The organism is Glutamicibacter sp. NPDC127525 (assembly GCF_042672105.1).
Taxonomy (GTDB): domain Bacteria; phylum Actinomycetota; class Actinomycetes; order Actinomycetales; family Micrococcaceae; genus Glutamicibacter.
In genome coordinates, this window is record NZ_JBHXVN010000003.1 from 291,514 (window position 1) to 314,353 (window position 22,840).

General features: G+C 61.0%; 24 protein-coding genes. 5 read left to right on the plus strand and 19 right to left on the minus strand.

The features are described 5' to 3' along the window. The 6 genes from ACFVHU_RS09420 to ACFVHU_RS09445 form a co-directional block, all read right to left on the minus strand. A complete protein-coding gene (locus tag ACFVHU_RS09420) occupies positions 1-1,047 on the minus strand; it encodes an ABC transporter ATP-binding protein (RefSeq protein ID WP_105657167.1) in 1,047 nt (348 codons plus the stop codon). Further along, positions 1,040-2,044, minus strand: coding sequence for an ABC transporter ATP-binding protein (locus ACFVHU_RS09425; protein WP_388024075.1), 1,005 nt, complete (start codon positions 2,042-2,044; stop codon positions 1,040-1,042). The genes ACFVHU_RS09420 and ACFVHU_RS09425 overlap by 8 nt, the downstream gene beginning before the upstream one ends. Then, positions 2,044-2,940, minus strand: a complete 897-nt coding sequence (locus tag ACFVHU_RS09430) for an ABC transporter permease (protein ID WP_105657165.1) — start codon at positions 2,938-2,940, stop codon at positions 2,044-2,046. The genes ACFVHU_RS09425 and ACFVHU_RS09430 overlap by 1 nt, the downstream gene beginning before the upstream one ends. Positions 2,941-2,948: 8 nt before the next feature. Continuing rightward, positions 2,949-3,872: an ABC transporter permease gene (locus ACFVHU_RS09435; protein ID WP_105657164.1), complete on the minus strand. Its 924-nt coding sequence runs from the start codon at positions 3,870-3,872 to the stop codon at positions 2,949-2,951. An 84-nt stretch (positions 3,873-3,956) separates the two neighbouring features. Beyond that, positions 3,957-5,558: an ABC transporter substrate-binding protein gene (locus ACFVHU_RS09440; RefSeq protein ID WP_105657163.1), complete on the minus strand. Its 1,602-nt coding sequence runs from the start codon at positions 5,556-5,558 to the stop codon at positions 3,957-3,959. 120 nt (positions 5,559-5,678) lie between these two features. Beyond that, positions 5,679-6,866 (minus strand): ROK family protein, encoded by a 1,188-nt coding sequence (locus ACFVHU_RS09445; protein ID WP_105657162.1) that lies wholly within the window; start codon positions 6,864-6,866, stop codon positions 5,679-5,681. Positions 6,867-6,967: 101 nt separating this feature from the next. Between ACFVHU_RS09445 and ACFVHU_RS09450 the strand changes: the two genes are divergently transcribed. Beyond that, a complete protein-coding gene (locus tag ACFVHU_RS09450; protein WP_133833013.1) occupies positions 6,968-7,216 on the plus strand; it encodes a hypothetical protein in 249 nt (82 codons plus the stop codon). 1,358 nt (positions 7,217-8,574) lie between these two features. On the opposite strand, the gene ACFVHU_RS09455 is transcribed toward ACFVHU_RS09450, so the two are convergent. After that, complete coding sequence (locus tag ACFVHU_RS09455) at positions 8,575-9,510, minus strand: aminoglycoside phosphotransferase family protein (RefSeq protein ID WP_388024077.1); 936 nt, start codon at positions 9,508-9,510, stop codon at positions 8,575-8,577. Positions 9,511-9,573: 63 nt separating this feature from the next. Between ACFVHU_RS09455 and ACFVHU_RS09460 the strand changes: the two genes are divergently transcribed. Then, entirely contained in the window at positions 9,574-10,047 is a 474-nt protein-coding gene (locus ACFVHU_RS09460) for a DUF664 domain-containing protein (protein ID WP_388024078.1), read from the plus strand. Positions 10,048-10,073: 26 nt separating this feature from the next. On the opposite strand, the gene ACFVHU_RS09465 is transcribed toward ACFVHU_RS09460, so the two are convergent. The 3 genes from ACFVHU_RS09465 to ACFVHU_RS09475 form a co-directional block, all read right to left on the minus strand. Continuing rightward, positions 10,074-10,247 carry a hypothetical protein gene (locus ACFVHU_RS09465; protein WP_388024080.1) on the minus strand — a complete coding sequence of 58 codons (174 nt, stop codon included), beginning with the start codon at positions 10,245-10,247 and terminating at the stop codon, positions 10,074-10,076. Positions 10,248-10,369: 122 nt separating this feature from the next. Continuing rightward, positions 10,370-10,909, minus strand: coding sequence for a GNAT family N-acetyltransferase (locus tag ACFVHU_RS09470; protein WP_388024082.1), 540 nt, complete (start codon positions 10,907-10,909; stop codon positions 10,370-10,372). A gap of 89 nt (positions 10,910-10,998) precedes the next feature. Further along, positions 10,999-11,574: a cysteine hydrolase family protein gene (locus tag ACFVHU_RS09475; RefSeq protein WP_388024083.1), complete on the minus strand. Its 576-nt coding sequence runs from the start codon at positions 11,572-11,574 to the stop codon at positions 10,999-11,001. A 70-nt stretch (positions 11,575-11,644) separates the two neighbouring features. Here ACFVHU_RS09475 and ACFVHU_RS09480 point away from each other — a divergent pair, with 70 nt between their 5' ends. Beyond that, a complete protein-coding gene (locus ACFVHU_RS09480; protein WP_388024085.1) occupies positions 11,645-12,592 on the plus strand; it encodes a GlxA family transcriptional regulator in 948 nt (315 codons plus the stop codon). Here ACFVHU_RS09480 and ACFVHU_RS09485 read toward each other — a convergent pair. The 7 genes from ACFVHU_RS09485 to ACFVHU_RS09515 form a co-directional block, all read right to left on the minus strand. Further along, positions 12,546-13,088 (minus strand): GrpB family protein, encoded by a 543-nt coding sequence (locus tag ACFVHU_RS09485; protein WP_388024087.1) that lies wholly within the window; start codon positions 13,086-13,088, stop codon positions 12,546-12,548. The genes ACFVHU_RS09480 and ACFVHU_RS09485 overlap by 47 nt on opposite strands. Before the next feature lie 63 nt (positions 13,089-13,151). Further along, the gene (locus ACFVHU_RS09490; protein ID WP_388024088.1) at positions 13,152-13,484 is read right to left on the minus strand and encodes a hypothetical protein; all 333 of its coding nucleotides are present in this window, start codon (positions 13,482-13,484) and stop codon (positions 13,152-13,154) included. A 24-nt stretch (positions 13,485-13,508) separates the two neighbouring features. After that, the gene (locus ACFVHU_RS09495) at positions 13,509-14,084 is read right to left on the minus strand and encodes a hypothetical protein (protein ID WP_388024090.1); all 576 of its coding nucleotides are present in this window, start codon (positions 14,082-14,084) and stop codon (positions 13,509-13,511) included. A gap of 144 nt (positions 14,085-14,228) precedes the next feature. After that, positions 14,229-15,737 carry an Asp-tRNA(Asn)/Glu-tRNA(Gln) amidotransferase subunit GatB gene (gene gatB / locus ACFVHU_RS09500; protein ID WP_332594776.1) on the minus strand — a complete coding sequence of 503 codons (1,509 nt, stop codon included), beginning with the start codon at positions 15,735-15,737 and terminating at the stop codon, positions 14,229-14,231. A gap of 5 nt (positions 15,738-15,742) precedes the next feature. After that, positions 15,743-17,281, minus strand: a complete 1,539-nt coding sequence (gatA, locus tag ACFVHU_RS09505; protein WP_388024092.1) for an Asp-tRNA(Asn)/Glu-tRNA(Gln) amidotransferase subunit GatA — start codon at positions 17,279-17,281, stop codon at positions 15,743-15,745. A gap of 5 nt (positions 17,282-17,286) precedes the next feature. Continuing rightward, positions 17,287-17,583 (minus strand): Asp-tRNA(Asn)/Glu-tRNA(Gln) amidotransferase subunit GatC, encoded by a 297-nt coding sequence (gatC, locus tag ACFVHU_RS09510; RefSeq protein WP_038989805.1) that lies wholly within the window; start codon positions 17,581-17,583, stop codon positions 17,287-17,289. An 84-nt stretch (positions 17,584-17,667) separates the two neighbouring features. Then, the gene (locus ACFVHU_RS09515; RefSeq protein WP_388024093.1) at positions 17,668-18,219 is read right to left on the minus strand and encodes a hypothetical protein; all 552 of its coding nucleotides are present in this window, start codon (positions 18,217-18,219) and stop codon (positions 17,668-17,670) included. Between the two features lie 85 nt (positions 18,220-18,304). On the opposite strand from ACFVHU_RS09515, the gene ACFVHU_RS09520 reads away from it, so the two are divergent. After that, positions 18,305-18,904, plus strand: a complete 600-nt coding sequence (locus ACFVHU_RS09520; RefSeq protein WP_388024095.1) for a GNAT family N-acetyltransferase — start codon at positions 18,305-18,307, stop codon at positions 18,902-18,904. A 16-nt stretch (positions 18,905-18,920) separates the two neighbouring features. On the opposite strand, the gene ACFVHU_RS09525 is transcribed toward ACFVHU_RS09520, so the two are convergent. Together ACFVHU_RS09525 and ACFVHU_RS09530 are read right to left on the minus strand one after the other, a co-directional pair. Continuing rightward, positions 18,921-20,834, minus strand: coding sequence for a penicillin-binding transpeptidase domain-containing protein (locus ACFVHU_RS09525; RefSeq protein WP_388024096.1), 1,914 nt, complete (start codon positions 20,832-20,834; stop codon positions 18,921-18,923). Positions 20,835-20,897: 63 nt separating this feature from the next. After that, entirely contained in the window at positions 20,898-21,458 is a 561-nt protein-coding gene (locus ACFVHU_RS09530) for a GNAT family N-acetyltransferase (protein ID WP_388024098.1), read from the minus strand. A gap of 193 nt (positions 21,459-21,651) precedes the next feature. Here ACFVHU_RS09530 and ACFVHU_RS09535 point away from each other — a divergent pair, with 193 nt between their 5' ends. Beyond that, positions 21,652-22,782: an ROK family transcriptional regulator gene (locus ACFVHU_RS09535; RefSeq protein ID WP_388024100.1), complete on the plus strand. Its 1,131-nt coding sequence runs from the start codon at positions 21,652-21,654 to the stop codon at positions 22,780-22,782. Positions 22,783-22,840 lie beyond the last annotated feature (58 nt).

Below are 22,840 nucleotides of genomic sequence, written 5' to 3' on the forward strand. Positions count from 1 at the left end.
TCAGTCTCCTTGGGATAGTTCTGTGCTGATGGGGCCCGGATAGAAGCAGCGGGCGCGGTGGCCATCGGCCACCGGATCCAGCTCCGGCTCGCTAGTTGCGCAGTCCGGCCGGGCGACCGGGCAGCGGGTGTGGAAGCGGCAGCCGGAGGGCGGGTCGATCGGCGAAGGCGGGTCGCCTTGCAGCATGATCAACTGGCGCGCATGCGCCGGATCCTGGCGCAGTTCCGGTGCTGCCGAGAGCAATGCTTGGGTATAGGGATGGGCGCTGGCGTCATAGACCTGGGCGTAGGAGCCGGTCTCGATCACCCGTCCCAGGTACATGGTGGCCACGGAGTCGGAAATATGCCGCACGATCTGCAAGTCGTGGGCGATGAAGACGTAGCTCAGACCCAGTTCGCGCTGCAGCGAATCGAGCAGGTTCACCACTTGGGCGCGCACCGATACGTCCAGGGCCGAGACCGCTTCGTCGCAGATCAGCACCTTCGGATTCAGTGCGATGCCGCGGGCGATGCCGATGCGCTGCTGCTGGCCTCCGGAGAAGTTGTGCGGATAGCGTCCCAAATGATCGGGGTTCAGCCCGACCAATTCCATCATCTCGCCCAGATTAGCTCGGCGGGAGCCGCGCTTGGCGATGTCCGGGTGGATTTCGAAGGGCTCGGAGAGGATCTGCTCAATAGTCATGCGCGGGTTCAGCGACGCGTAGGGGTCTTGGAAGATCAGCTGGATATTCCGGCGCATCTGCGCCCGCTCCGCTCCGCGCAGCGCATTGATGTCGTGGCCCTCGAACAGCACCTGGCCAGCAGTGGGCTTTTCCAGCCCGCTGAGCACGCGGGCCATGGTGGACTTTCCACAGCCGCTTTCCCCGATGATTCCCAGGGTCTTGCCCTGTTGCACCTGCAGGTCCACCCCGTCCAGGGCCTTGACTACTTTGCGCGGCCCGATGGGCAGAGAACGGGCCACCGGGTAGTGGCGGGTAACCCCGCGCATTTCCATCAGCGGGGCGGCATCCGGTGTCGCGGTCTCTGGCAGGGTCTGCGGGCTAAGCATGGGCTAGCACCTCCTGGGAGTTGAAGCAGGCCGTGTGGCGCTGCGCGGCGATTTCGTCTAGTTCCGGGACTTCGGTGGCGCACTGCTGGTTGGCCAGAGGGCAACGCCCAGCGAAGGCGCAGCCAGCCGGCAGGTTCAGCAGGTCCGGCGGGCTGCCCGGGATTGCTGGAAGAAGCTGGCCCTTGAGCTCCTCGCTGGCCACCGATGAGGCCAGACCGCGGGTGTAGGGGTGTGCCGGTTCGGAGAGCACCTGGGCGGTGGGCCCGTTCTCCACGATCCGCCCGGCATACATCACCGCCACCTGGTCGGTGACCTCCCGGACCACCGAGATGTCGTGGGTGATCAGGATCAAGCCCATGTTGTTCTCCACCTGCTGCTCGGTCAGCAGCTCCAGGATCTGGGCCTGGACGGTGACATCCAGCGCGGTGGTCGGCTCGTCGGCGATCAGCAGTTGCGGGTCCAGGGCCAGGGCCATCGCGATCACGATGCGCTGGCGCATGCCCCCGGAGAACTGGTGAGGGTAGTCGTTCACCCGACTGGCTGCAACTGGGATGCGCACCCGGTCCATCATCTGGATGGCCGCTTTCTTGGCCTCTGCCGGGCTGTAGCCGCGGTGCACGCGGTACAGCTCGCCGATCTGGCGGCCCACCGGGTGCACGGGGTTCAAGGCGCTGAGCGCGTCTTGGAACACCATGGCCACGCTGGCCGAGTTCAGCTCCCGGCGGCGCTTGGGGGTCACTGCGAGCAGGTCTTCTCCGTCCAGCAGGATCTGCCCACCGGTGACTTTCGCCGGCGGAGTGTCCAGCAGGCCCATGATGGTTCGCGCGGTCACGGACTTCCCTGAGCCCGATTCACCCAGTATGCCCAGGGCGCGGCCGCGCTGCAGCGAGAGATCCACGCCGTTGATCGCGGTGGCAACTCCCTGCCGGGTGGCGAACTCAACGCGCAGGTCCTTGATCTCCAGCAGCGGGTTTGCTGCTTCGTGCGCAGTGCTCATCACTTGCCCTTCGGGTCGAACTCGTCGCGCATGGCTTCGCCAAACAGGACGAAGCCGAGCACGGTAATGGTCAGGAATACGGCTGGGAACAGCAGCAGGTGCGGGGCGGCATCAATATAGTCGCGGGCCGCTGCCAGCTGCAGGCCCCAGGACACCGACGGCGGGGTGAGCCCGATGCCGATGAAGGTCAGGCCGGCCTCGGCAGAGATCATCCCGCCCACACCCAGGGTCTGCAGCACGAGCAGCGGGGTGATTGCATTGGGCACGATGTGCTTTGCGATGATCCGCCCATTGCTGGCGCCCAGCAGCCGGGAGGCCTGCACGTACTCGCGGTTGCGCACTTCCAGCACCGAAGAGCGCATGAAGCGCACGCCCCCGGGCCATGCGAACAGGGACAGCGCGAAGATCACGGTCCACACGTTGCGCTCGCTGAACAGCTGCAGCACCACGATCGCGGCCAGGATGAACGGTAGGCCGAAGGCCATATCGCACACCCGGGAAATCACTGCGTCCACCCAGCCTCCGAAGTATCCGGCGACGGCCCCGACCAGCGCGGCGATGCCAAAGGCGATGGCCGAGACCACGATGCCCACTAGGATCGAGGCGCGCGCCCCATATATGACATTGGTATAGTAGTCGCAGCCCTGGATATCGATGCCGAACAGGTGCGCGGCGCTAGGCGGCTGGTTGGATTTGAGGATGTCGCAGCTCTCCGTGGGCCCGGGACCAAAGCCGGTAAACAGCTGAGGGAACGCGGCCATCAGGATCATCAGCAGCACAATGGACCCGGAGATCGCGAAGCGCGGCTTCAGCCACCAGCGCCGGTGCGCGCCGCGCGACTTCTGCGGGGAGCGGTCCACCGCCTGGGCGCCATCGGCGGGATTGACTGTGCTCATGCTCGAACTCATATTCTCACCCGTGGATCGATCAGGCCGTAGGTCAGGTCAACCAGCAGGTTGAAAACCAAGTACACCAGCACCAGCAAGGTAGCGATGCCAACCACGATTGTGCCTTCCTTGTTGTTGATGGAGCTGACCATCAGTCCCCCAATGCCCGGGATGTTGAAGATGGCCTCGATGATGACCGCGCCGCCGAGCATGCCGGCTAGGCTCAGGCCCAGGTAGGTCACCACCGGGATCATGGCGTTGCGCAGTGCGTGGCCCCAGATGATCCGCCGCGGGGAAAGGCCCTTGGCCTTGGCGGTGCGCAGGTATTCAGCGCGCAGCACTTCCACCAGCGAGGTGCGAGTCAGCCGGGCCAGCCCGGCGGCGGCCTCGAAGGCCATGACCAAGGCGGGCAGAATGAAGGCCATGGGCCAGCCCGCGCGGATGCCGGCCGGGTCCACCCAGCCCAAGTGCACACCGAAGTAGGTCTGTGCGCCCAGAGCGATCACGAAGCCCGGTACACCCATGAACAGCACCGTGAACACCAGTGCGAAGTGGTCTCCCGACTGTCCGCGGCGCAGCCCTCCGTAAACGCCGATAACCAGGCCAATGAACAGCTTGAGCACCCAGGCAGTCAGCGCCAGCGCGAAAGTCACCGGCAAGCGCTCGAGGATCAAATCCAGTACCGGGCGGCCGAAGAAGTCGATGCCGAAGTCCCCGCGGAAGACCCCGAGGATGTAATTGCCGTACTGGACGAAAAACGGGTCATCCAAATGGTAGGCCTGGCGGATCTGCATCACGGTGGCCTCGGGCAGCGGGCGTTCGCCGGTGAGCGCCGAGATCGGGTCGCCCGGCATCAGAAAGGTCAGTGCGTAGATAATGAAGGTGGCGCCCAGTAGCACCGGGATCATCTGCAAGATGCGCCGCACGGTATAACCCAGCATTGGTTACCCCTTAAGAAGAATAGTGTGTACCGGCGGGAGGACCCATGACTCGTTTCATGGCCCGCCCGCCGGAGACTGGTGGTGCTAGCAGCCGTAGCCCGCGCGGTAGTACTGCAGGTCGCCCTGCACGTCGTTGAGCACGGCGCACTTGGACTGCAGGCCGTAGTCGGTCGGGATGAACAGCGGGATGGCTGGCAGATCCTTGATGATCTTCGCCTCGGCATGCTTGAACAGCTCGGTGGACTTCCCATCATCCATCTCGGCGCGGGCCGCGCGTAGCAGCTTGTCCACTTCTGGATTGGAGTAGCCGGTGGCCAGATTGCCGTCGCCACCGGTCTCATACTGGCTCAGGTACTGGTCAGGAGACATGTACGACCAGCCCCACAAGCCGAAGGCTGCGCCTTCGAGCTTCTGGTTGTTGCGGCGCTCGGACAGCTCGGTGCCCAGCATCGGCTTCATCTGCACCTTGATGCCCAGGTTGTCCTGGATCTGCTTGGCAATGGCCTGCACCAGCTGCTGGTCGGAGTTGGAGTTGCTTTCGATAGTCAGCGTGCCTTCAAAGCCGCCGTCATCAGCCAGGATCTCCTTGGCTTCCTTGGGGTCGAAGGTGCATGCTTCGCAGGATCCGGGAACGTAGGATTCCAGCGATGGCGGGACCAATGAGTCAGATGGCTCGGCGTGACCCTTGAGCAGCGAGGTGGCGATCGCTTCGCGGTCAATGGACATGGAGATCGCCTGGCGCAGAGCCGGGGAAGTCAGTTCATCGACGTAGGCAGGGACCTGCAATGTCTGCTGCTTGGAGCCGATTGCGACCTTGTACAGCGCTTCTTCGCCCAGCTGGCTGGAAGCCTTGTCCACCATGGTGGCCGGCACGTTGCGGATCATGTCCAGGTTGCCTGCGGTCATGTCGGTGTAGGCCGGATCCACGGAAGTGTAGATCTTACCAATCAGCTTCTCGGCTCCGCCACTGAAGCCCTCGGCACCCTTGAAACCGTCCCATTTCTCCATCACTACCTGCTGGTTGTGATCCCAGGAGTCGAACTTGTATGGTCCGTTAGAAACTGGTGCCTGGTCGTAACCGGTCTCGTCATCGAATGCGCTTTGCGGCATCGGGCAGGTCGGGTTGGTGCTCAGAATTGCCGGGAAGTCGCGGTTCGGCGCCTTCAGAGTGACTTCCATGTGGGTGTCGTCCACAACCTTGACTCCGGAGAGCTCGCTGGCCTTGGCTTTGCCTCCATCCAGCGGGTTCATTTTGTCATAGCCTTCGAAGGAGACGAAGGTGCCATTGCCCTGCCAGGCGTTGGATCCGGTGGCGGTGGCGTTCCAGGCATCGGCGAAGGATTGTGCCGTTACCGGGGTGCCATCGTGGAAGGTCCATCCGTCTTGCAGCTCGATATCCCAGACCTGGGCATCATCGCTGGTCACCGATTTGGCGGCCAGCGGTTCCAGCTTCTGGGTTTCGGAATTCACTTCCATCAGGTTCGCGCACAGCGCCATACCGATCTGGCTTCCGGGATCCTTCTGCGGCACGATGCTCTTTGGCTCGCTGGTCATGAATGACAAGGTTGCCTCACCGGATCCATCACCGACTTGCTCCGCTTGGCTGCTGGCTGATGAGCAGCCGGTTGCGGCGAGCATCAGCGATACGACACAGGCAACGAGCGCAGTTTTCTTCTGTCGTTCCATCTTGTTCCTCCCTGAGCGGCTACCGGCACCTGTGCCGTGCTCGTGGCCGCTGTCACTTTATTTATTTTATGAAATAAAGTAAACATTGCAGAAGGTGTGACTGTCAACACTTTCCGGGGCTTATTCTGCCTCTGTCTCCGCATGCAGCCGATCAATAAAGGCCAGCGGATTGGCCAGCACTTCGTTCACCATCAAGCTGGCTGCGAAGATCGACAGCGACAGCGAATGGTCGCTGGAGTAGACTACGCGGCTTGAGGCCTGGGCGCCCTGCAGGGAATTCTCCGCGACCACCGTTTGGACCAGGGTCCGGGTTTCGGGGCGTTCGGCCGGGGTCCCGGCGATTACTAGCAGCCCCGGGTCCAGCAGGTCGAAGAGCATCGCAGCGGCCCGGGCGACAAAGGTGTCGCGATCAGCGACCAGGGCACGGATCTGTTCATCACCAGCGTCATAAAGCCGATCAATATCGCCATAATGCATCACATCAAGGCGACCGGCCTCATGCGCCCGGCGTACGGTAGCTTCGTCGGTTGCCATGACTTGCAGGCAGCCACTGCGTCCGCAATCGCAAGGGAACCCCTGGTCACTGACTTGAAGATGGGCAATGTTCCCGGCATGCTGCGACCAGCCGGCGCGGATCCGCCCGTCACTGACTAAAACCGCGCCCAAATCCGAGGTGATCACCATGAGCAGGAAATCGCGCTCCGTGGCGCCATGCCCATAGAACAGCTCGGACTGCGCCGCTGCGCGGGCATTGTTGTCCAGAATAATCGGCTGGGGCAATTCTTCGAGCATCTGCACCGCGGGAACCTGTTGCCAACGAGCACCGCGATTCTCCACAATCCGCCCGTTGATCCGGTCGACAATGCCGCCGGTGGCTACCCCGGTCCCCAAGATTGGCCTCCCCTTGGCATGCTCGTCCACCAGCTGTTTCGCTTGGTTAATGACCAGCTTGAAGGACTCTTGGGCGCCCAAGCCATCATGCGGCACGAGAACCGAGGCCTTGGCCACCCCATCCAGCCCGGTAAGCACCACGCCGGTGACTCGCGGTCCCAGGTGGATGCCCATCACCAGATTGGACTTGGTATCAACGTGCAATGGGACCCTGGGCCGCCCCTGCCCCACAGCCATTGGTTCGGCTTCGCTGATTAATGAGCTTTCCAGCAAGCTCGCCGCAATGCCGGTAACCGATGCGGCGCTGATGCCCAGGGCATCGGCGACATCCTTGCGGGAGCCGCCGGGCGAAGAGAAAATCTCCTGGAGCACCATCGAGTAGTTGCGCACCCGGGCCGGGTCGGACTTGCGGGACATGCGGAGAAGGTCCTTTCCATGACAGCAACCTGAAGGGGCTACTTGGCTTATTGTGTCACTGTGCGGGTCAACTTCGGGAACACAGGTGGCATTCAGAGGCCATGATTGAGCAGAATTACGCAGCCCAACCAGCTATTACACCAGGAACGAAGCGGACCGGTTCGTTCTGGCTGGTTCGCCATTTTCTGGGGCCGCAACATCCTTTCGGACCACTTTTCGCTGCCCCATTCGCTGGCTGCGGCATATTCCCCGTCAAGCCGCAAGTACGCCATCAACAACATGTGATGCAAGGACTCTCGCATTTCGCTTCGTTCGGCGCAGCGGGTTTCTTTGTACGGAAAACCGGTTGATCGCGCCCTTTCTAACGCGCGCACTTTCAGCGGCAGAAGATCCCGTGTGGGAAGCCGCGAAGCTGGTGGGTAAAGTAGGGCGGACTGCGGGAAACAGCGCGCTTCGGAACTTGAAAAGCAATGTTGTGCCCCGTGTGCTAAACCCGGCGATATGGGATCACCTTGCCGCCGATCCACAACACCATCTGCCAGCCCATAGCCCGGTTGGACGGTGCTGCTGTTCAAGGAGCTCGGTCCCCCGCATTCGACATTTCTGCTGCTGTCGCGTAGAGCGTTCTTCTATCGCTGTGGCCGTAAGAGGCTAGCAAGTCGCTTTCATCAGCCCTCGAACCGAGCAGCTTGAAGCACACTTTTCCAGCTAAGAAATACGTCCGCCTTTGCCGAATCGGCGTGGCTGCAAAGCATGGTTGTGGGAAGGCTCAACCAAGTTCATTTTGGTCTTTACTCCTCTCCGACTGGAACCATATCAAGCGAAACGGGCTTCACTGGATTCAGCCATCGAGCCAGGGTAGTCTACGTCCATGCATACCTCGCGCTATGAAGCCGATATGCATCCAGCAGAAGCTGTCGCCAGGCTGCTGGACTAAACGGGAAACACAGTGACCTCAGTGATTCCTCTGGTTACGAATCGTATGTGCTGGTCCTCAATCCGGTCGAACTTCGAGACGGTTCAACTATCCTCCGGACGGATGTCATGGGCAGGAACGGAGTCAGCCTCGGGCATGGATCCAGTGGCCCGAGCTCGCAGTGAAAAAAGACGCCAAGTAACCGGAGGGTTACTGGCGGGTACCCGACAGGGGAAATCCACCCGCCAGTCTTGCAAGGCAACTGACCAAAACCCTCGATCCAGATCCGAGCATCCACTCTTTCGCTTCCTGGGCCGGGTATGCCATGGATTTCATGAACAGACCACGATGTTTTCTCCGTATCAAAGCGAAATGCTGCTCTACTCCGGAAAATTGACGGATCAGCGCGGAGCTTCCCTCTTGTCCACGACGTCAACGGAGCGTGTGCCGATGTACTGGTGGCCCTCGAATCTTCGCTGGTTCGTCGGTCAGGACATCTACGCGAGAAGTCTCGTAGTCGGATGCGAGCGACGGACCGCGCAAAAGATCCTCCAGGATCCTCTTCTTGATGCTTACCCCATCAACCCTTCAGATACCGTACCCTCAAATGAATATTGACCTGGGCAACATCTCTCAGTTCGACGCGCTTCCGTAACTCTTCACCCGCAAATCATCTAGACAACAGTGATGGAATCTTAGAGTAGAGAAAATAGGCTGAAAGCCCAGCTGACCACCTAAAAGGTATTCGAAGCTCATTCCCATGGCGCATTGTGTTACGGACCCGCCCATCGTTCAATTACCGGCAATCGCCGCTGATTCGGAATCGGTAAGCAGGATTCCCAATGTTTCACGGCCAATGACGCCCAAATGATCATCAGGGCCGAGGTCTGCGGTCAACATTGCATATCTCAGACCCCAGCCTCGACTACGTCGCCATAACGAGCTTCGGGGTTCTGCCCCGTACTGGTCGAATGCCTCCGAAATTGCTGCAGGGCTGAAATGCATCCAGAACATGCCAAGGTCGCTGGCTGGATCACCAATGCAGAGATCTCCGAAATCAACCAACGAAACCGTGGCATCGTCGTTGGCTGAGTCGTTGACAATCGTGTTGTGCGGATGCGGATCACCATGCAACCAAAGTGGTGCGCCTTCATGCGGTGCCGCGGCCACTGCGTCTTCCCAGAGTGCAAGGGCCGGTTCGTGCAATGTAGGGTCCAGCGCCGAAATCTGCTTGCGGGTTTTCTTGTCGAGCGCGGCCAGCGGCACCCCGCGGCATTCACTGTGCGGTCTGGACGCTCCGGCAGGCTGGTGCAGCCGATACAAGTACTGCGCGAATTCTCCGGCGTAGCCATCGCGCCTGCGGCGGTCCACCGTCGCGGCGCTGCGGCCCGGGACATAGGGGCAAATGGAGAACGTGAAGGGGTACTGCGGTGCGGGCCGTCCAACGAAGACCGGCATGGCGATGGGCAGGCCGGTCTCGGCGGCCAATTGCGGCAGCCAACGCCGTTCCTTGAGTCCAATGGCCTCGCCTAGTTCCCGGCGCGGCAGGCGCACCACCAGCTCAGCACCCAGCCGGTACACCTCGTTATCCCACCCGGTAGCCAGATAGGCAATGTCCTGGTTCGCCCAGTGCGGCGCCTGGCTAACCAGCAGGTGCCTGACCAGCTCCGCGTCAATTTCAACTTCGGCTGGCGGCATTCCCTTATCCGTGGAGACAGAAGAAGTCATTGCTCAATGCTAGTGCACCCCGCATGGCTCACCCTGCCGCGCGAATCGTTCTAGAATCGGTGCATGGACTCCCCTGCACCCGGCCAGCAGATCCTCGCCACGCTCCTGCTGGAGAAATTCGACCAGCTTACCGAAACCTTGGCGAGCATTCCGCAGGAACAGGCCAATAGCGTCCTGCCCGTTCACGGCAGCAATTCGCCGGTGCAGCTGGTGCTGCATTGCTGCGGGATGATGCGCCGCTGGTCTTCCACGGTCAATCTCGGCATCGAGGTCCCCCGCGATCGGGCCGCCGAGTTCACCGCGGTGATGGACAAGGAGACTGCCCTGCAACTGGCGCATGAGGCCAGGAAGGCGTTCGCCAACGACCTGGCGTTCACTGCCATGCATGATGCTCCCGTTGCGGCCCCGCCAGGCAGGGAGGGCGAATACTGGATGTCCACCTGCCAGGGCGTGCTGCTGCATGTGCTCGAAGAGCTCTGCCAGCACTTGGGGCATCTGGAAATCACCCGGGATCACTTGGCCAAAGACGCGTCGTGAAAGGCATCCGGCAGGTCACAGCTGGCCTACCCATGGCCTTTCCCGGGGCCTGAAGAGCGTCCGCGCGCAGAGCCGTCCCAAACGAGCAAGGCTCCTGCAACAGGCAAGAACAAGAGAGCTGGAAGCCACTGGAATGCCATCAATGCCACCATGGCGGCCAGCAGCATGGCCAGCGCCGCGATTCTGGGCCATGCAGCCATGGCTACCCTCCTAGAAGCCTTCTACCGCTCAGCGGTAGTTGATTTGGTGTGATGAAACCCTAGCAGGATCAGTGCGCAGTTGCCAGAGGCGCCAAATCAAATGCCGCAGGACCGCGCGCCGCTCACAGGTCCAGATCTTCCCAATCGAAGCGGGTAGCGGTCCCGGATTCCCAATCCTGGCGCAGGATCGCGTAGGCAACCGAGGCGAGATGGCGCCCGTCGCCGGTGGGCCACGCCATCCGGTAATGCGCCTCCTTGAGGAACCCGGCGCGAAGAAAAGTCTTGCGCATCGCGATGTTGTCTTCCCTGGTTTGGCCTTCGAAGCGCAAGGTGCCGGGGAAATCAGTGAACACCTTGGCAGTCAATTCCCTCAGTACGAGGGTACCCAGGCCTGATCCCCGGTGCTTTTCCGCCAAGCGCAGGTCAAGCATGGGAGTGTCGTCTTCCAGATCTTCGAGTACTGCCATTCCCAAGCATTCTCCCTCGCCAATAATCCAGAATCCTTGGCGCTCGCTGTTCCAATATCTTCCGCTATCGACTAGTCGTCTCAGCTCCGGCTCTGTCCAGTTCCGACGGACACGGAATGGGAAGCTGTTGCTTGATAGAAAAGCGGCGATGGCACTGCTGTCTTCCGGTGCCATTGCTGTGAACGAGATATTCATGGGGCAAGCCTATAGAAGACATGCCGGATCCAGTCAGCGTAAACATGAATCCGGTGGCGACAGCACCCGGCCGAATATCTGCTTCCATGTCAGGCCGCTTTCAATGAATCCAGAATCTCTTGCGTCGAAACCACCAGCGCAAAGCCGTCTCCGTGAAGATTGGTCGCCGTAACCTGCATCAGAGTGGCTGCCGGTATTACCGTGCCGTCAGGTCCTGCCAGATCAAAAGTTCGTGTGGCATCGAGAGGCACAATGACGTCAAATCCCAGATTTCCGCCCATCCGGGCGGTGGTTTCTACACACAAGTTGGTTTGGATTCCGCAAACCACGATCTTTTTGATCTGATTGGACCTCAGCCACTGGCCCAAATCCGGGGAGCCATAAAATGATGAGTTCACTGACTTGGTTACGAACAGATCAGGGGTGACCACTTGCACCGATTCGTGAAGATTATTGCCGGGACTTTCCACGAACAAGGGCGAGTCCGAATTTCGGCTATCGTGCCTGACGATCACTATCGGCAGGTTCTTTTCGGACCACTCCAAGAGAAGCCGGTCAACGTTGTTCTCGCATTGCGGGTAGTTGGTTGTCGGGCCCCATGAGGTGTCGTAGAAACCCTGTTGCATGTCAACCACGATCAATGCGGTCTTTGTACTTGTCATCATGCTTCTACTTCATCAGGGATAGAGCTACCCAACCAGTGGCATAAATGACATGGTTCGATAAGATTGCGCCATGACCATCGTGGGGATTCTAGTTGGGCCGGGCCGTCGAGCATTTGATATCGAAGTTGCACGTGAGGTGTACGACGACCGAACCGACCGTGGTCTCCCCCGGCCCGCAGTTCGAATCCTCGCAGCAACCACGGTCACCGATCTTGACCCGGTTCGCTCAATACGGCGCACACATCCGCTTGCTTCGGTGGAGGAACTCGACATGATGGTGGTTCCAGGAAGCGAGAATCCGCTCGCAGAACCTCACCCGCAGGAAGTTGCAGCAGTTGCACGAGCTGCTTCCGCCGGGGTTCTTGTCGCCTCATTGTGTACCGGCGCATTCACACTCGCTGCTGCAGGACTGCTCGATGGGCGAAGCGCGACGACCCACTGGCGTTTTGCCAATGAACTTGCAAGGCGTTATCCAGAGGTCAACGTCAAGTCGAGGGATTTGTATTGTGGCGAGGACAAAGTATGGACTTCGGCTGGAGTCACCGCAGGAGTTGATCTATTACTCCATCTAGTACGTCTGGACTGGGGAACCAGCGCTGCAGAAACTATCGCGAAGGCCATGGTCACCCCTGTTTTCAGACCGGGAACCCAAGCGCAATACGCGGATACCAGCATTCCTGGGAATTCATCGCCGTCAGTTGAACAACTGCATCTGGCAGTCAGCCAAGATCTTCAACGGCATTGGAACGTCCAGGAACTAGCAGCGGTCTGCGCAATGTCACCACGGACTTTTCACCGGTGGTTCTCAGACGCGGTCGGGACAACACCTATTGCATGGCTCAATGATCTTCGAGTCAGCGAGGCCCAACGCCTACTGGAACAAAGCGACCTGTCGGTTGGCGCCGTTGCCCGTCAGGTTGGCTTTGCTTCTGATGATCTGCTGCGCAAGCATTTCTCGTCGCGATTGGGGATCACGCCGACCGGCCATGCAGCGGCTTTCCGTCGACAACGTCCTTGATGAATTGCGCCTTGCCTCGCGCATAAGCGATCCTGTCATCCCCGACCCTCGTGGCCAAGTCCTGTTTCAGCTCGGCATATGCGGTAGCAATATTGGCGTCTTCCCTCAGTCGATCGCGGAACACCAGATGCTCGCGTTCCCAGACCGAACCGAGTTGGCACACGTGAACATGCACTGTTCGGGGCTCTCCCGCGGGCGGACGAAAGAAGAGATGGCCGGTCTCCCGTTGCCGCAGCACAAGCCCCAGCGTTTCGAGGCCGCTGCGGTACGCGGACTCTTCTGAAATATCCGGAACAGCTAGTTGGAGGTCGAGAACTGGTTTGGCGATGAGGCCCGGTACTGCTGTCGACCCGATATGCTCTGCAGATGCCGCGGCAGGACCAATGGCGTCCTGGATGCGCAGCATCCAATCAGCGGCCTGGTCGGCCCACGACGGATCATGCTCGACAAGATGGACAGGTTCACCACCGGGCTTATCGAACCATTCGCTATTCATCTATCCAGTATGCCTCGATGCCGGAAGCCGGAAGGTGCGATTCCAGGCAGGTTCCACTTCGCCCTATCCAGCCGGCTGGCCGTTTTCACCCAGCACCGCGTCCCCGTCGGTATGCAGCGGGTTTTTCATCGTCGGCATCCACGCGCAGCGCGTCTGCATGCCCGACTCCGCTTGCCCATCCCTGACCAGCACCGTGCCCAGCATCCACTGCCCGTCGTCGGTGACTTCCCCCATGGCTTCCGGTCCGGCCAGGTAGCCCATCATTTCTTGATCTTCCAAAGGCATCTCGCTCTTGGCGTTCGGGGCAGAATAGACGGGGATCGACACGGAAATGGTGTCGCCCTTTGCCTCCGGGTGGCAGTATCCACCGTCGCCTCCAAGACCGTCCGTGCGCACGAGGTAGTACTGGTCATCGCCGGACTACTGTTTTACGCCTACCGTTCGAACCTGTTCCAGCGGGCCATTTTCCGCGCAGGCAGTATTCTGGAAATCGCTGCGCAGGTACTCAGTGACCTTGACGCCCTGCGTGGCTGGCACCACGCTCGCAACGGTGGATCCGCAATTATGCGAATAAGCGATCTCGCCGGGAACCTGGACTGGCCCCTCCTCCGTCGCAACCCAGGCAACGAAGTGCTCCCAATAGGCATTGCCGGACGTGCTGATGAACGATGCGACGGCATCGTCTACGCCGTCGCCATCCAGATCCGCGTAGACGATCTTGCCCAGCTCATAGCTGTTGAATTCATCGCTGGCTTTCGAATTCTCAAGACGGATCTTCGAGGGTTTGCCATCGAGCGCCATCGGATCCATCCAGGTTGCGTTTCCAAGATCCGCATCTCGCAGGGATTCGATCCCAGGTTCTTCCTTGCTCGGCGAAGGAACTACCGTTGGCGTTGAGGATTCCAGGTCCGGCTCTGGTTCGCTGCACCCAGTGAGCAGCAGCCCAACCGCGGCCACCGTGCTGAAAATTCTTGCTCCACGAGATGCATTGATCATGTTCAGATGATAACTGAATATAAAAACGACTCATAAAAACTTGTGCCATCAAGACCGCTTGCGCGTGATGCTTGCTAAAAAACGCCAGCCTCGGACTTCACGATTGGAAGTCCGAGGCTGGCGCCAGGGTTTGGAGTCCGGGGACTAGAGTCCCAGCTTCTCCATCACGATTTCGCGCACGCGGCCGGCGTCAGCCTGTCCGCGGGTGGCCTTCATGACAGGGCCCATCAGCGCGCCGATGGCCTGCATCTTGCCGCCCTTGATCTTCTCGACCACATCAGGCATGGCAGCCATGGCATCATCCACGGCCTTGCCCAATGCATCATCGTCATTCACCACAGCCAAGCTGCGCTTCTCGACGATTTCGCTTGGGGTGCCTTCGCCGGCGATGGCGAATTCCAGCACCTGGCGGGCGATCTTGTCGTTGATCTTCTTCGCCTCGATCAGCGAGTTCAGCTCAACGATGGTCGCAGCGCTCACGCCCAGATCGGCGATGTCCTTGTCCGCGGCCTTGGCCAGGCGGGCGATCTCGCCCATCCACCACTTGCGTGCGACAGCGGCGCTGGCGCCAGCGGCAATGGTCTGCTCGATCTCGTCGAGCACACCGGCGTTGACCACGTCGCGGAATTCCTTGTCCGCGTAGCCCCACTCGGCCTTCAGGCGCTTGCGGCGCTCGGCTGGCGGTTCCGGCAGGCGGCCGCGCAGCTCTTCTACCCATTCGGCGGTGGTGACGATAGGCACCAGGTCCGGCTCCGGGAAGTAGCGGTAGTCATCGGCATCCGACTTCGGGCGGCCCGAGGTGGTCGAACGGGTGTCCTCATGCCAGTGGCGGGTTTCCTGGACGATCTTCGCCCCGGAATCCAGCACCGCCGCGTGCCGCTCGATCTCGAAGTGCACGGCGTGCTCCACCGCGCGCAAGGAGTTCACGTTCTTGGTTTCGGTACGGGTGCCGAACTTCTGGGCGCCCTTGGGCATCAGCGAGACGTTGGCATCGCAACGCACGTTGCCGCGTTCCATCTTGGCATCCGAAACGCCCAGGTTCTTCACGATTTCGCGCACGGCGGCCACGTAGGCTTTGGCCAGCTCGGGAGCGCGCTTGCCGGCACCCGTAATTGGCTTGGTCACGATCTCCACCAGCGGAACACCAGCACGGTTGTAGTCAACCAGCGAGTAGTCCGCACCCTGGATGCGTCCGGCAGCGCCACCCATGTGGGTCAGCTTGCCGGCATCTTCTTCCATGTGGGCGCGTTCGATCTCGACGCGGAAGACTTCGCCGTCTTCCAGCTCGATGTCCAGGTAGCCGTCGAAGGCAATTGGATCATCGTACTGGGAGGTCTGGAAGTTCTTCGGGGTATCCGGGTAGAAGTAGTTCTTGCGGGCGAAGCCGCACTTCTGCGCGATCTGGCAGTTCAGTGCCAGGCCGATCAGGATGGAGTACTCCACGGCGGTCTTGTTGACCACCGGCAGCACGCCGGGCAGGCCCAGGTCTACCGGGGTGACGTTGGTGTTCGGGGCATCGCCAAAAGCGTTCGGCGCGTCGGAGAACATCTTGGTCTTGGTGTTAAGCTCAACGTGGACCTCGAAGCCCAGGACCGGGTCGTAGCGATCCAGTGCCGTATCGAAGTCGACCAGTTCATCGGTGTAGTTGCTCATGGTGCCTAGGCCTCCTGCGCGATCGAAGCGGTGTCAATGGCTGGTGCCTGCGAGATCAGCGAGTGGCCCCACTGCTTCTCGAGCAGGGTTTCCAGTGCTGCGCCGGCACGGTACAAGCGGGCATCCTCGTAGGCCGGGGCCAGGAACTGGATGCCTACCGGCAGGTTCTCGGACAGGCCGCCCGGGACGGTGATGCCCGGAACGCCAGCGAGGTTGGCCGGGATGGTGGCCACGTCGTTGAGGTACATGGCCAGCGGGTCGTTGTCGTTCGCGCCCAGCTCGAAAGCAACGGTCGGCGCGGTGGGGGAAACCAGCACGTCGGCCTGCTCGAAAGCGGCCTCGAAGTCGCGCTGGATCAGCGTGCGGACCTTCTGCGCCGAGCCGTAGTAGGCGTCGTAGTAGCCGGCGGACAGGGCGTAGGTGCCCAGGATGATGCGGCGCTTGACCTCGTCGCCGAAGCCGGCGGCACGGGTGGAGCCCATGACGCGCTCGATGGTCATCGGGCCCTCTTCCGGAAGCACGCGGTGGCCGTAGCGCACACCATCGAATTTGGCCAGGTTGGAGGAAACTTCCGACGGCATGATCAGGTAGTAGGCGCCCAGCGCGTACTTGAAGTTCGGGCAGGAAACCTCGACGATTTCTGCACCGGCGGCCTTGAGCAGTTCCAGCGACTCGTTGAAGCGTGCTTGGACACCCTCCTGGTAGCCTTCGCCGGTCAGTTCCTTGATGACGCCAATGCGCAGGCCCTTGATGTCCCCGGTGGCGCCGGATTCAGCGGCGGCAACCAGGCCTTCGAGCGGGTTGGGCAGCGAGGTGGAATCCTTGGGATCGTGCCCGCCGATCAGTTCCTGCAGGTAGGCCGAGTCCAGCACGGTACGGGAGACCGGGCCGATCTGGTCCAGCGAGGAGGCCATGGCGATCGCGCCGTAGCGTGAGACGGCACCGTAGGTCGGCTTCACGCCGACGGTACCGGTGACGGCGCCTGGCTGGCGGATGGAGCCGCCGGTGTCGGTGCCCAGTGCCAGCGGAGCTTCGAAGGAGGCCACTGCTGCGGCCGAGCCGCCGCCGGACCCGCCCGGAATGCGGTTCAGGTTCCACGGGTTGCGGGTCACGCCGTAGGCGGAGTGCTCGGTGGAGGAACCCATGGCGAATTCATCCAGGTTGGTCTTGCCCAGCATCGGCAGCTTGGCAGCGCGGATCTTCTCGATCACGGTCGCATCGTAGGGGCTCATCCAGCCTTCGAGCATCTTCGATGCCGCGGTGGTCGGCTGGCCCTTGGTGACGATCAGGTCCTTGATCGCGATAGGCACGCCGGCCAGCGGGTGCAGGGCTTCGGCCTGCACGCCGCCGGCGGCACGGATGGCGTCAACTTCGGCTGCGACGGCGAGCGCTTCTTCGGCGTTCACGTGCAGGAAGGCATTCAGCGCGCCGTCAACCTCGGCGATGCGGTCCAGGTGGGCCTGGACTGCTTGAACGGAGGTGGCTTCGCCGGCGCGCAGCTTGGCGGCCAGCTCGGTGGCGGAAAGCTTAATCAGTTCATTCACTTGGATTATTCACCATCCAGAATAGCCGGGACCTTGAAGCGGTCCGAGTCCGAATCAGGCGCGTTGAGCAGAACTTCTTCAATGCTCAGCGTCTGCCCCACCGTATCTTCGCGCAACACGTTGGTCAGCGGGATCGGGTGGCTGGTGGCTGGGACGTCGGAGGCGGCGACTTCGCTGACGGACGCGATGGCACCGACGATAGCGTCGAGTTCACCGGTCATTTTGTCCAGCTCTGCGTCGCTCATCTCTATGTGGGCAAGGTGTGCCAGATGCACAACGTCCTCACGGCTGATGGCAGACATGTATCTCCCTAGAATGGCGGTTGGGTTTCATAGACAAGTCTATCCCTTACGCGCCTGCCCCAATGCCTATATGCGGGGCATTAGTTATGCTGTGCGCAATACCAAACCGCTCAGGTCCTGGCCGAGGGCGTTCTCCCAGATCCCGATAACACCGGCTTCGGCGGGATCGCCGGCTACCGGTTTGCGGATGATCACCGCGTCTTTGCCCCGACTCTCGCCGCGGACCAGGATCCGCGGATCCGCGGCAAAGGACTCGGACCGGTGCTGCGGCGTGGCATTTCCGGCCAGCAGTTCACGTGCCTGGGCGATGAAAATGGGGTCGCCGGCGGCGTCATAGACAAAGCGGGTGCCCAGAATCGCGTGCTCGCTCGTTCCCAGTAGGTAGCGTTCCGCACCGTCAACCGGGGCATCCCGATAGGTCAGCGGAACGTGGTAAATCACGTCAGAGGTATCGCTGTGGTCAGCGTAGAAGCTCAACTCGATACCAACTTCACCCTGCGGGTCTTCCAGGCGGAATCCGCCAACACTTTCAAGTTTCGGCGCGCCCTGGCCGGTGTAGAACTCCTGCTTGGCCAGCCAGGCTGCCACCAACTCGGTCTTGGTTGGAGACATGGTGGTGTTGTAGACGATTCCCATGAGCTTAGTCTGTCAATTGCTGGTATTAGGCACAAGTGTTGGCGCAACGGTTCTTTGGCCAGCCGATAGCTCCTACGATGGTTTCATGCACACACATGAGCCATGGGATGAAGTTCAGCAGGCGCAGCAGTACGGGCAGCACCTGCTGCGGGATGCCGCCATTGAACTGCGCGAGTCCGAGCACGAGGACTTCTCGGTCATGGCCGGGTGGTGGAACGATCCGGCCTGGGCGGTGCTCCAGCAACGAACCATCAAACCGCGTCCCGGGACTCCGCTCGTGGAAATGTTCGCACAGTTCAGCGAGAACAAGCCCTCTTCCGGCGATGCCGGCTTCAGCATCTTCGAGCGCGGCAGCGGAACCTTCATCGGGCACATCACGCTGCATGGCGGCCAGTTGCCCCATCGTGCCGCTGAAATGGCGGTGATGATCGGCCCGGACTTCGTCGGCCAGGGTTTCGGCACCCGTGCCACCGCGTTGATGTCCGGCTATGGTTTCCGCGAGTTGGGACTGCACCGGATTGGCCTGTGCGTTGCCGCCTTCAACCAGCGGGCCATCCGGGCTTATGAGAAAGCCGGGTATACCCAGGAGGGGCGCCAACGCGAGGTGTACTTCCACAATGGCGTATTCCACGACCAGGTGCAGCTGAGCCTGCTCGCCGGCGAATACTTCGCCCAGCGGGGCTGAGCAGCACCCCGCGGTACTATTTGGCCGCTTCCTCCAGCATGGACTTCACCAGCGGTCCCGCCGTCTGGGCTCCGCCGTCTCCATCCTCGACGAACGCGGCAACCGCCAGATCGCCTTGGGCGGCGATGGCCCAGGCATGCGCGTTCTTTTCTCCGTCGTATTCGGCGGTGCCGCTCTTGCCGATGATCTTTCCGCTGCCTACCGCTTTCAGGTCCTTCAGGGTTCCGTGGTCCACGACCTCGGCCATCATGGTGGACAGCTGCCCTGCTTCCTCTTCGCTCAGCGTGGAAGCCGGCTTGGCAGGTGCCTGGGGTTCTGGCGCCAGGATCAGCTTGGGCTGCACCGTGGACTTCGCCTGGATCGATGCCATCACGGTGGCCATGCCCAGTGGCGATGCTTCCACCACGCCCTGGCCAATCATGTTCGCGGCCTGGGTGGTGCCTTCAGAATCTTCGGGCACCGAACCGAACACTGCACCGGCACCGGTTCCGTCCTCTGCCAGCAAGCCGAGAGCAGCCGCGGCTTCAGCCAGGTTCTTGCCGCCAATTTCCGTTCCCTGATTCACAAAGACCGTGTTGCAGGACTGCGCGATTGCTTCGGATAGCGGGATGGTGCCTACGGCGGCAGCAGGATAGCCGTCATAGTTCTTGAAGCTCTTGCCATCCACCACCGTGGTTGCCGGGCACTTGACCTCGGTACCCGGGGTCGCTCCGTCACGCAGCATCGCCAAGGCGCTCACGACCTTGAAGGAAGAACCCGGTGCATAGGAAGCTTGCAAGGAGGTGTTCAGCCCGGAAGAAACCGGGCCCGAGGAGGCCGCGAGGACGCTGCCGTCAGAGGGCCGAATGACCACGATGGCAGAGTTCGATTCGGCTTCGGCCAGCAGTTCATCCGCGGTTTCCTGCAGTCCGGTGTCCAAAGTGGTCTTCAGGTCCTTGCCTGCTACCGGGGCTGTGGTGATCAGTTCCGCTACCGCTTCATCTTCAGCGTTGTACTGCGATACCGAGACTCCTGCAGTTCCCGCGAGGGTGTCATTGTAGGCGGCTTGCAATCCTGATTGGCCTACCTGGTCACCGGCCTTGACCTTGCCTTCAGACTTCTCGATATTCTCGACGGTGGCCTTGCCAACGCTGCCTAGCAGCGGGCGGGCGAAGGAGCGAGTGGGTGCCAAGGGCAGCTCGTCGTTGTGGAAGCCGGCACCCGGAATGCCCTTGATTTCCTCGTCGGTGACTTCCCGCGTTGCGTCGTCGCGCAAGACAATAGCTTCCACCCAGGCTTTGTCGCCAGCGGCCATCACTCGTTGCGCATAGGCCTGTTCATCGATGTCCACGAGCTTGGCCAGTTTCTTCGCCGAGCTTTCCCAGTTTTCTTTTCCGGTGTGGGTCTTATCCATGCCAACACGAATCACCGGCCGGTTGGAGACAATGCTTTCGCCTTCTGCATCGGTGATGCTGCCTCGTGCTGCAGGATCGAAGGCCGCTTTGAGGTAGTCGCCGGTTTCGAACTCAGGGGCAAGAATTGACGGGTCAAAGCGCAGTTTCCAGGAATCGGATTCCTTGTCGAATTCCCACACAGCCTGGGTGTCGTAGCTCAGATCCTTGTCCGACTTGTCGATATCCCATACCGTGGTGATGCTCGCGGTAGCTGTCTTGACCCCATCTTGCTCTTCTTCGTCTTCGGCCACCGAACGAACGGTGCTCGTGTGCTTGATTTCGCCCATGGCGCCAAAGGCAGTTTCCTGGGCTTTCGCTGCATCTTCTGGGCTGGTCCCAGCAAATTGCACTGAGCCGAAATCGCCGCTATTCATGGCGGATACCAGTGCATCGGCCGAAGGCGCCGGGTCTGGCGCGCCAGCGCTGCAGGCACTTAGTGCGGCCATGGCCAGGGACGCAACGGACAGGGCGGCAACACTTCGGCGAATAGCACTCATGGCGCCATTCTATTCACGCGCTCGGACAGACCACAACGTGTGTCCGCCGAAGTCATGGGCGGTTCATCTGGATCCAGGCTGAATCCATCTTGGCTGCAGGCTATAGGCGTAGACAACCAATTCGATATCGGTGTTCGGCACAAACCAGTCGCGTTCGGGATAGTGGACGAATCCGAGGGATTCATACAGTCCCCGGGCAGAATCCCAGCTGCTACCGGTAGTCAGGGAGACGGCATTGATTCCGGGAATGAGCCGGGCGCGCTCGATGGCGGCCTGCACCATGCTCCGGCCAACACCCCTGCGCTGCGCGGCCGGATCAACGCTGAGCATGCGGATTTCCAGCTCGTCCGCTCTGGCAATGTCCGCATAGTCGCTGCCCGCCCGGATCAAGGTCATGGAACCGATGATCTCTTCTTCCCGGCGCACCACGTAGATTTCGGTCTGGGCTGCACGCTCGGCCACCTTGCGCACGAAGTCCAGGTACTCGTTATCCGGGCTGTCGAAATGCCCAGCGGCAAAATAGGACTCTGCGGTCAGCTCCCCCACACGCTGGTAGTGCTCGGGAGCAGCCAGTTCAATCGACAAGTCGCCAATGCTGGTTGAAAAACTTTGCGCGTCAGTCATGATGCTCCAAGTGTGCCACGAGCTCAGATGGTTTTCTGCACGTCACCGAACCCAAGGCAAATGATGCTCTGGCTGAAATTTTTGCGGAGCAATTCTTCTCTGATCTGCAGTGATTCGCGGTGGGAATTAGTGCCTTGCGAATAACTGGGAGAAAAACTTGCCCGCAAGTTTGTTAATGGAGTTAACTAACCCTGTGACTTCCCCACGCAAGGACTGGAATGTGCTGTCGCACGGCAGCGCTATTTTGCCCTCCCATGGAAGGGAGCACAACCTCTCTCTGGTTCTGCAAACACTTTCGGACCAAGGCGCTTCGAGCCGTGCCGATCTGGCACGCGCTACCGGCCTGACACGTGTCACCGTCTCGGAACTGGTCGCGGAATTGATCAACCGCTCGCACGTCATTGAGACCGGGCAGCAAGAGCAAAAACGCCCCGGCAAGCCCTCCACCCTCGTCGATTTGAATCGCCCGGGGCTCAGGATCATCGGCGTGGACTTATCCGGCGTTGTCCCGTTCCGGGCGGCCATCATGGATCTGGATGGCGCCATCCTCAAGAGTTTTTCTGCCCAGGCACGCGAAGCAACCGGTGAAGCCGCGACGGTCCAGCTCCTGGAGCTGCTCGACACCGCACTAGCCGAATGCGACGCACCGGTTCTGGGCGTGGGCATTGGCTCGCCCGGTGTAGTGACCGATCGGGGAATTGTCGTCGCAGCCGAAAAGTTCGGATGGCGCGACTACGACCTGCGATCTGCGGTCGAGCAGGCTACCGGCCTGGCCGCTCATGTCCTCAATGACGCCGACTGCGCCATCCTTTCCGAGCACACGTTCGGCCAAGGCAGCGACCACATGATCTTGCTGCGCCTGGGGCGCGGTGTAGGCTGCGGCGTCATCACCCACAACACCCTGGTGCGCGGCTCGGATTTCGCCGCCGGCGAGCTGGGCCATGTCCGCCAGCGTGCGCAGGACACTGTCTTATGCAGCTGCGGGCAAATCGGCTGCCTGGAAGCCTATGCTTCCGTTCCTGCAATCTGGAAGTCCCTGGCCGAGGGGGAACCAAAGGAACAGCTGGATCAGCGGATCGCCGCGTATCTTGCTGGCGCACTTGCGCCGCTTCTTTCGGTACTCGACATTCGCGATGTCATTTTCACCGGGACCCCGGAAGTCGTGGATCAGCCTCTCGCGCAAGCGCTACGCGAAGCACTGGCCCTGCGCTCGCATACGGCACGCGCCGAGAACTTCCGGCTTTCGCTGAGCGAAGATCCAGAGCATCTGGTGCTCCGAGGTTGCGCGGTCAACGTGCTATTCCATGAACTGGGGATCACCTAGCGGGGCCGCCCGGTTTCTCCATACCTGTATTCCACTAATCATCACTGCCAAGATCGGA

Bases quoted from the DNA above. Each gene is read 5' to 3' on its own strand.
- ACFVHU_RS09450 (WP_133833013.1), top strand. From the start codon at position 6,968: ATGATTGAGCAGAATTACGCAGCCCAACCAGCTATTACACCAGGAACG.
- ACFVHU_RS09430 (WP_105657165.1), bottom strand. From the start codon at position 2,940: ATGAGCACAGTCAATCCCGCCGATGGCGCCCAGGCGGTGGACCGCTCC.
- ACFVHU_RS09435 (WP_105657164.1), bottom strand. From the start codon at position 3,872: ATGCTGGGTTATACCGTGCGGCGCATCTTGCAGATGATCCCGGTGCTA.
- gatB (WP_332594776.1), bottom strand. From the start codon at position 15,737: ATGAGCAACTACACCGATGAACTGGTCGACTTCGATACGGCACTGGAT.
- ACFVHU_RS09480 (WP_388024085.1), top strand. From the start codon at position 11,645: ATGACCATCGTGGGGATTCTAGTTGGGCCGGGCCGTCGAGCATTTGAT.
- ACFVHU_RS09485 (WP_388024087.1), bottom strand. From the start codon at position 13,088: ATGAATAGCGAATGGTTCGATAAGCCCGGTGGTGAACCTGTCCATCTT.
- ACFVHU_RS09460 (WP_388024078.1), top strand. From the start codon at position 9,574: ATGGACTCCCCTGCACCCGGCCAGCAGATCCTCGCCACGCTCCTGCTG.
- ACFVHU_RS09530 (WP_388024098.1), bottom strand. From the start codon at position 21,458: ATGACTGACGCGCAAAGTTTTTCAACCAGCATTGGCGACTTGTCGATT.
- gatC (WP_038989805.1), bottom strand. From the start codon at position 17,583: ATGTCTGCCATCAGCCGTGAGGACGTTGTGCATCTGGCACACCTTGCC.
- ACFVHU_RS09420 (WP_105657167.1), bottom strand. From the start codon at position 1,047: ATGCTTAGCCCGCAGACCCTGCCAGAGACCGCGACACCGGATGCCGCC.
- ACFVHU_RS09445 (WP_105657162.1), bottom strand. From the start codon at position 6,866: ATGTCCCGCAAGTCCGACCCGGCCCGGGTGCGCAACTACTCGATGGTG.
- ACFVHU_RS09470 (WP_388024082.1), bottom strand. From the start codon at position 10,909: ATGAATATCTCGTTCACAGCAATGGCACCGGAAGACAGCAGTGCCATC.
- ACFVHU_RS09520 (WP_388024095.1), top strand. From the start codon at position 18,305: ATGCACACACATGAGCCATGGGATGAAGTTCAGCAGGCGCAGCAGTAC.
- ACFVHU_RS09525 (WP_388024096.1), bottom strand. From the start codon at position 20,834: ATGAGTGCTATTCGCCGAAGTGTTGCCGCCCTGTCCGTTGCGTCCCTG.
- ACFVHU_RS09425 (WP_388024075.1), bottom strand. From the start codon at position 2,044: ATGAGCACTGCGCACGAAGCAGCAAACCCGCTGCTGGAGATCAAGGAC.
- ACFVHU_RS09495 (WP_388024090.1), bottom strand. From the start codon at position 14,084: ATGATCAATGCATCTCGTGGAGCAAGAATTTTCAGCACGGTGGCCGCG.
- ACFVHU_RS09475 (WP_388024083.1), bottom strand. From the start codon at position 11,574: ATGATGACAAGTACAAAGACCGCATTGATCGTGGTTGACATGCAACAG.
- ACFVHU_RS09465 (WP_388024080.1), bottom strand. From the start codon at position 10,247: ATGGCTGCATGGCCCAGAATCGCGGCGCTGGCCATGCTGCTGGCCGCC.
- ACFVHU_RS09515 (WP_388024093.1), bottom strand. From the start codon at position 18,219: ATGGGAATCGTCTACAACACCACCATGTCTCCAACCAAGACCGAGTTG.
- ACFVHU_RS09440 (WP_105657163.1), bottom strand. From the start codon at position 5,558: ATGGAACGACAGAAGAAAACTGCGCTCGTTGCCTGTGTCGTATCGCTG.
- ACFVHU_RS09455 (WP_388024077.1), bottom strand. From the start codon at position 9,510: ATGACTTCTTCTGTCTCCACGGATAAGGGAATGCCGCCAGCCGAAGTT.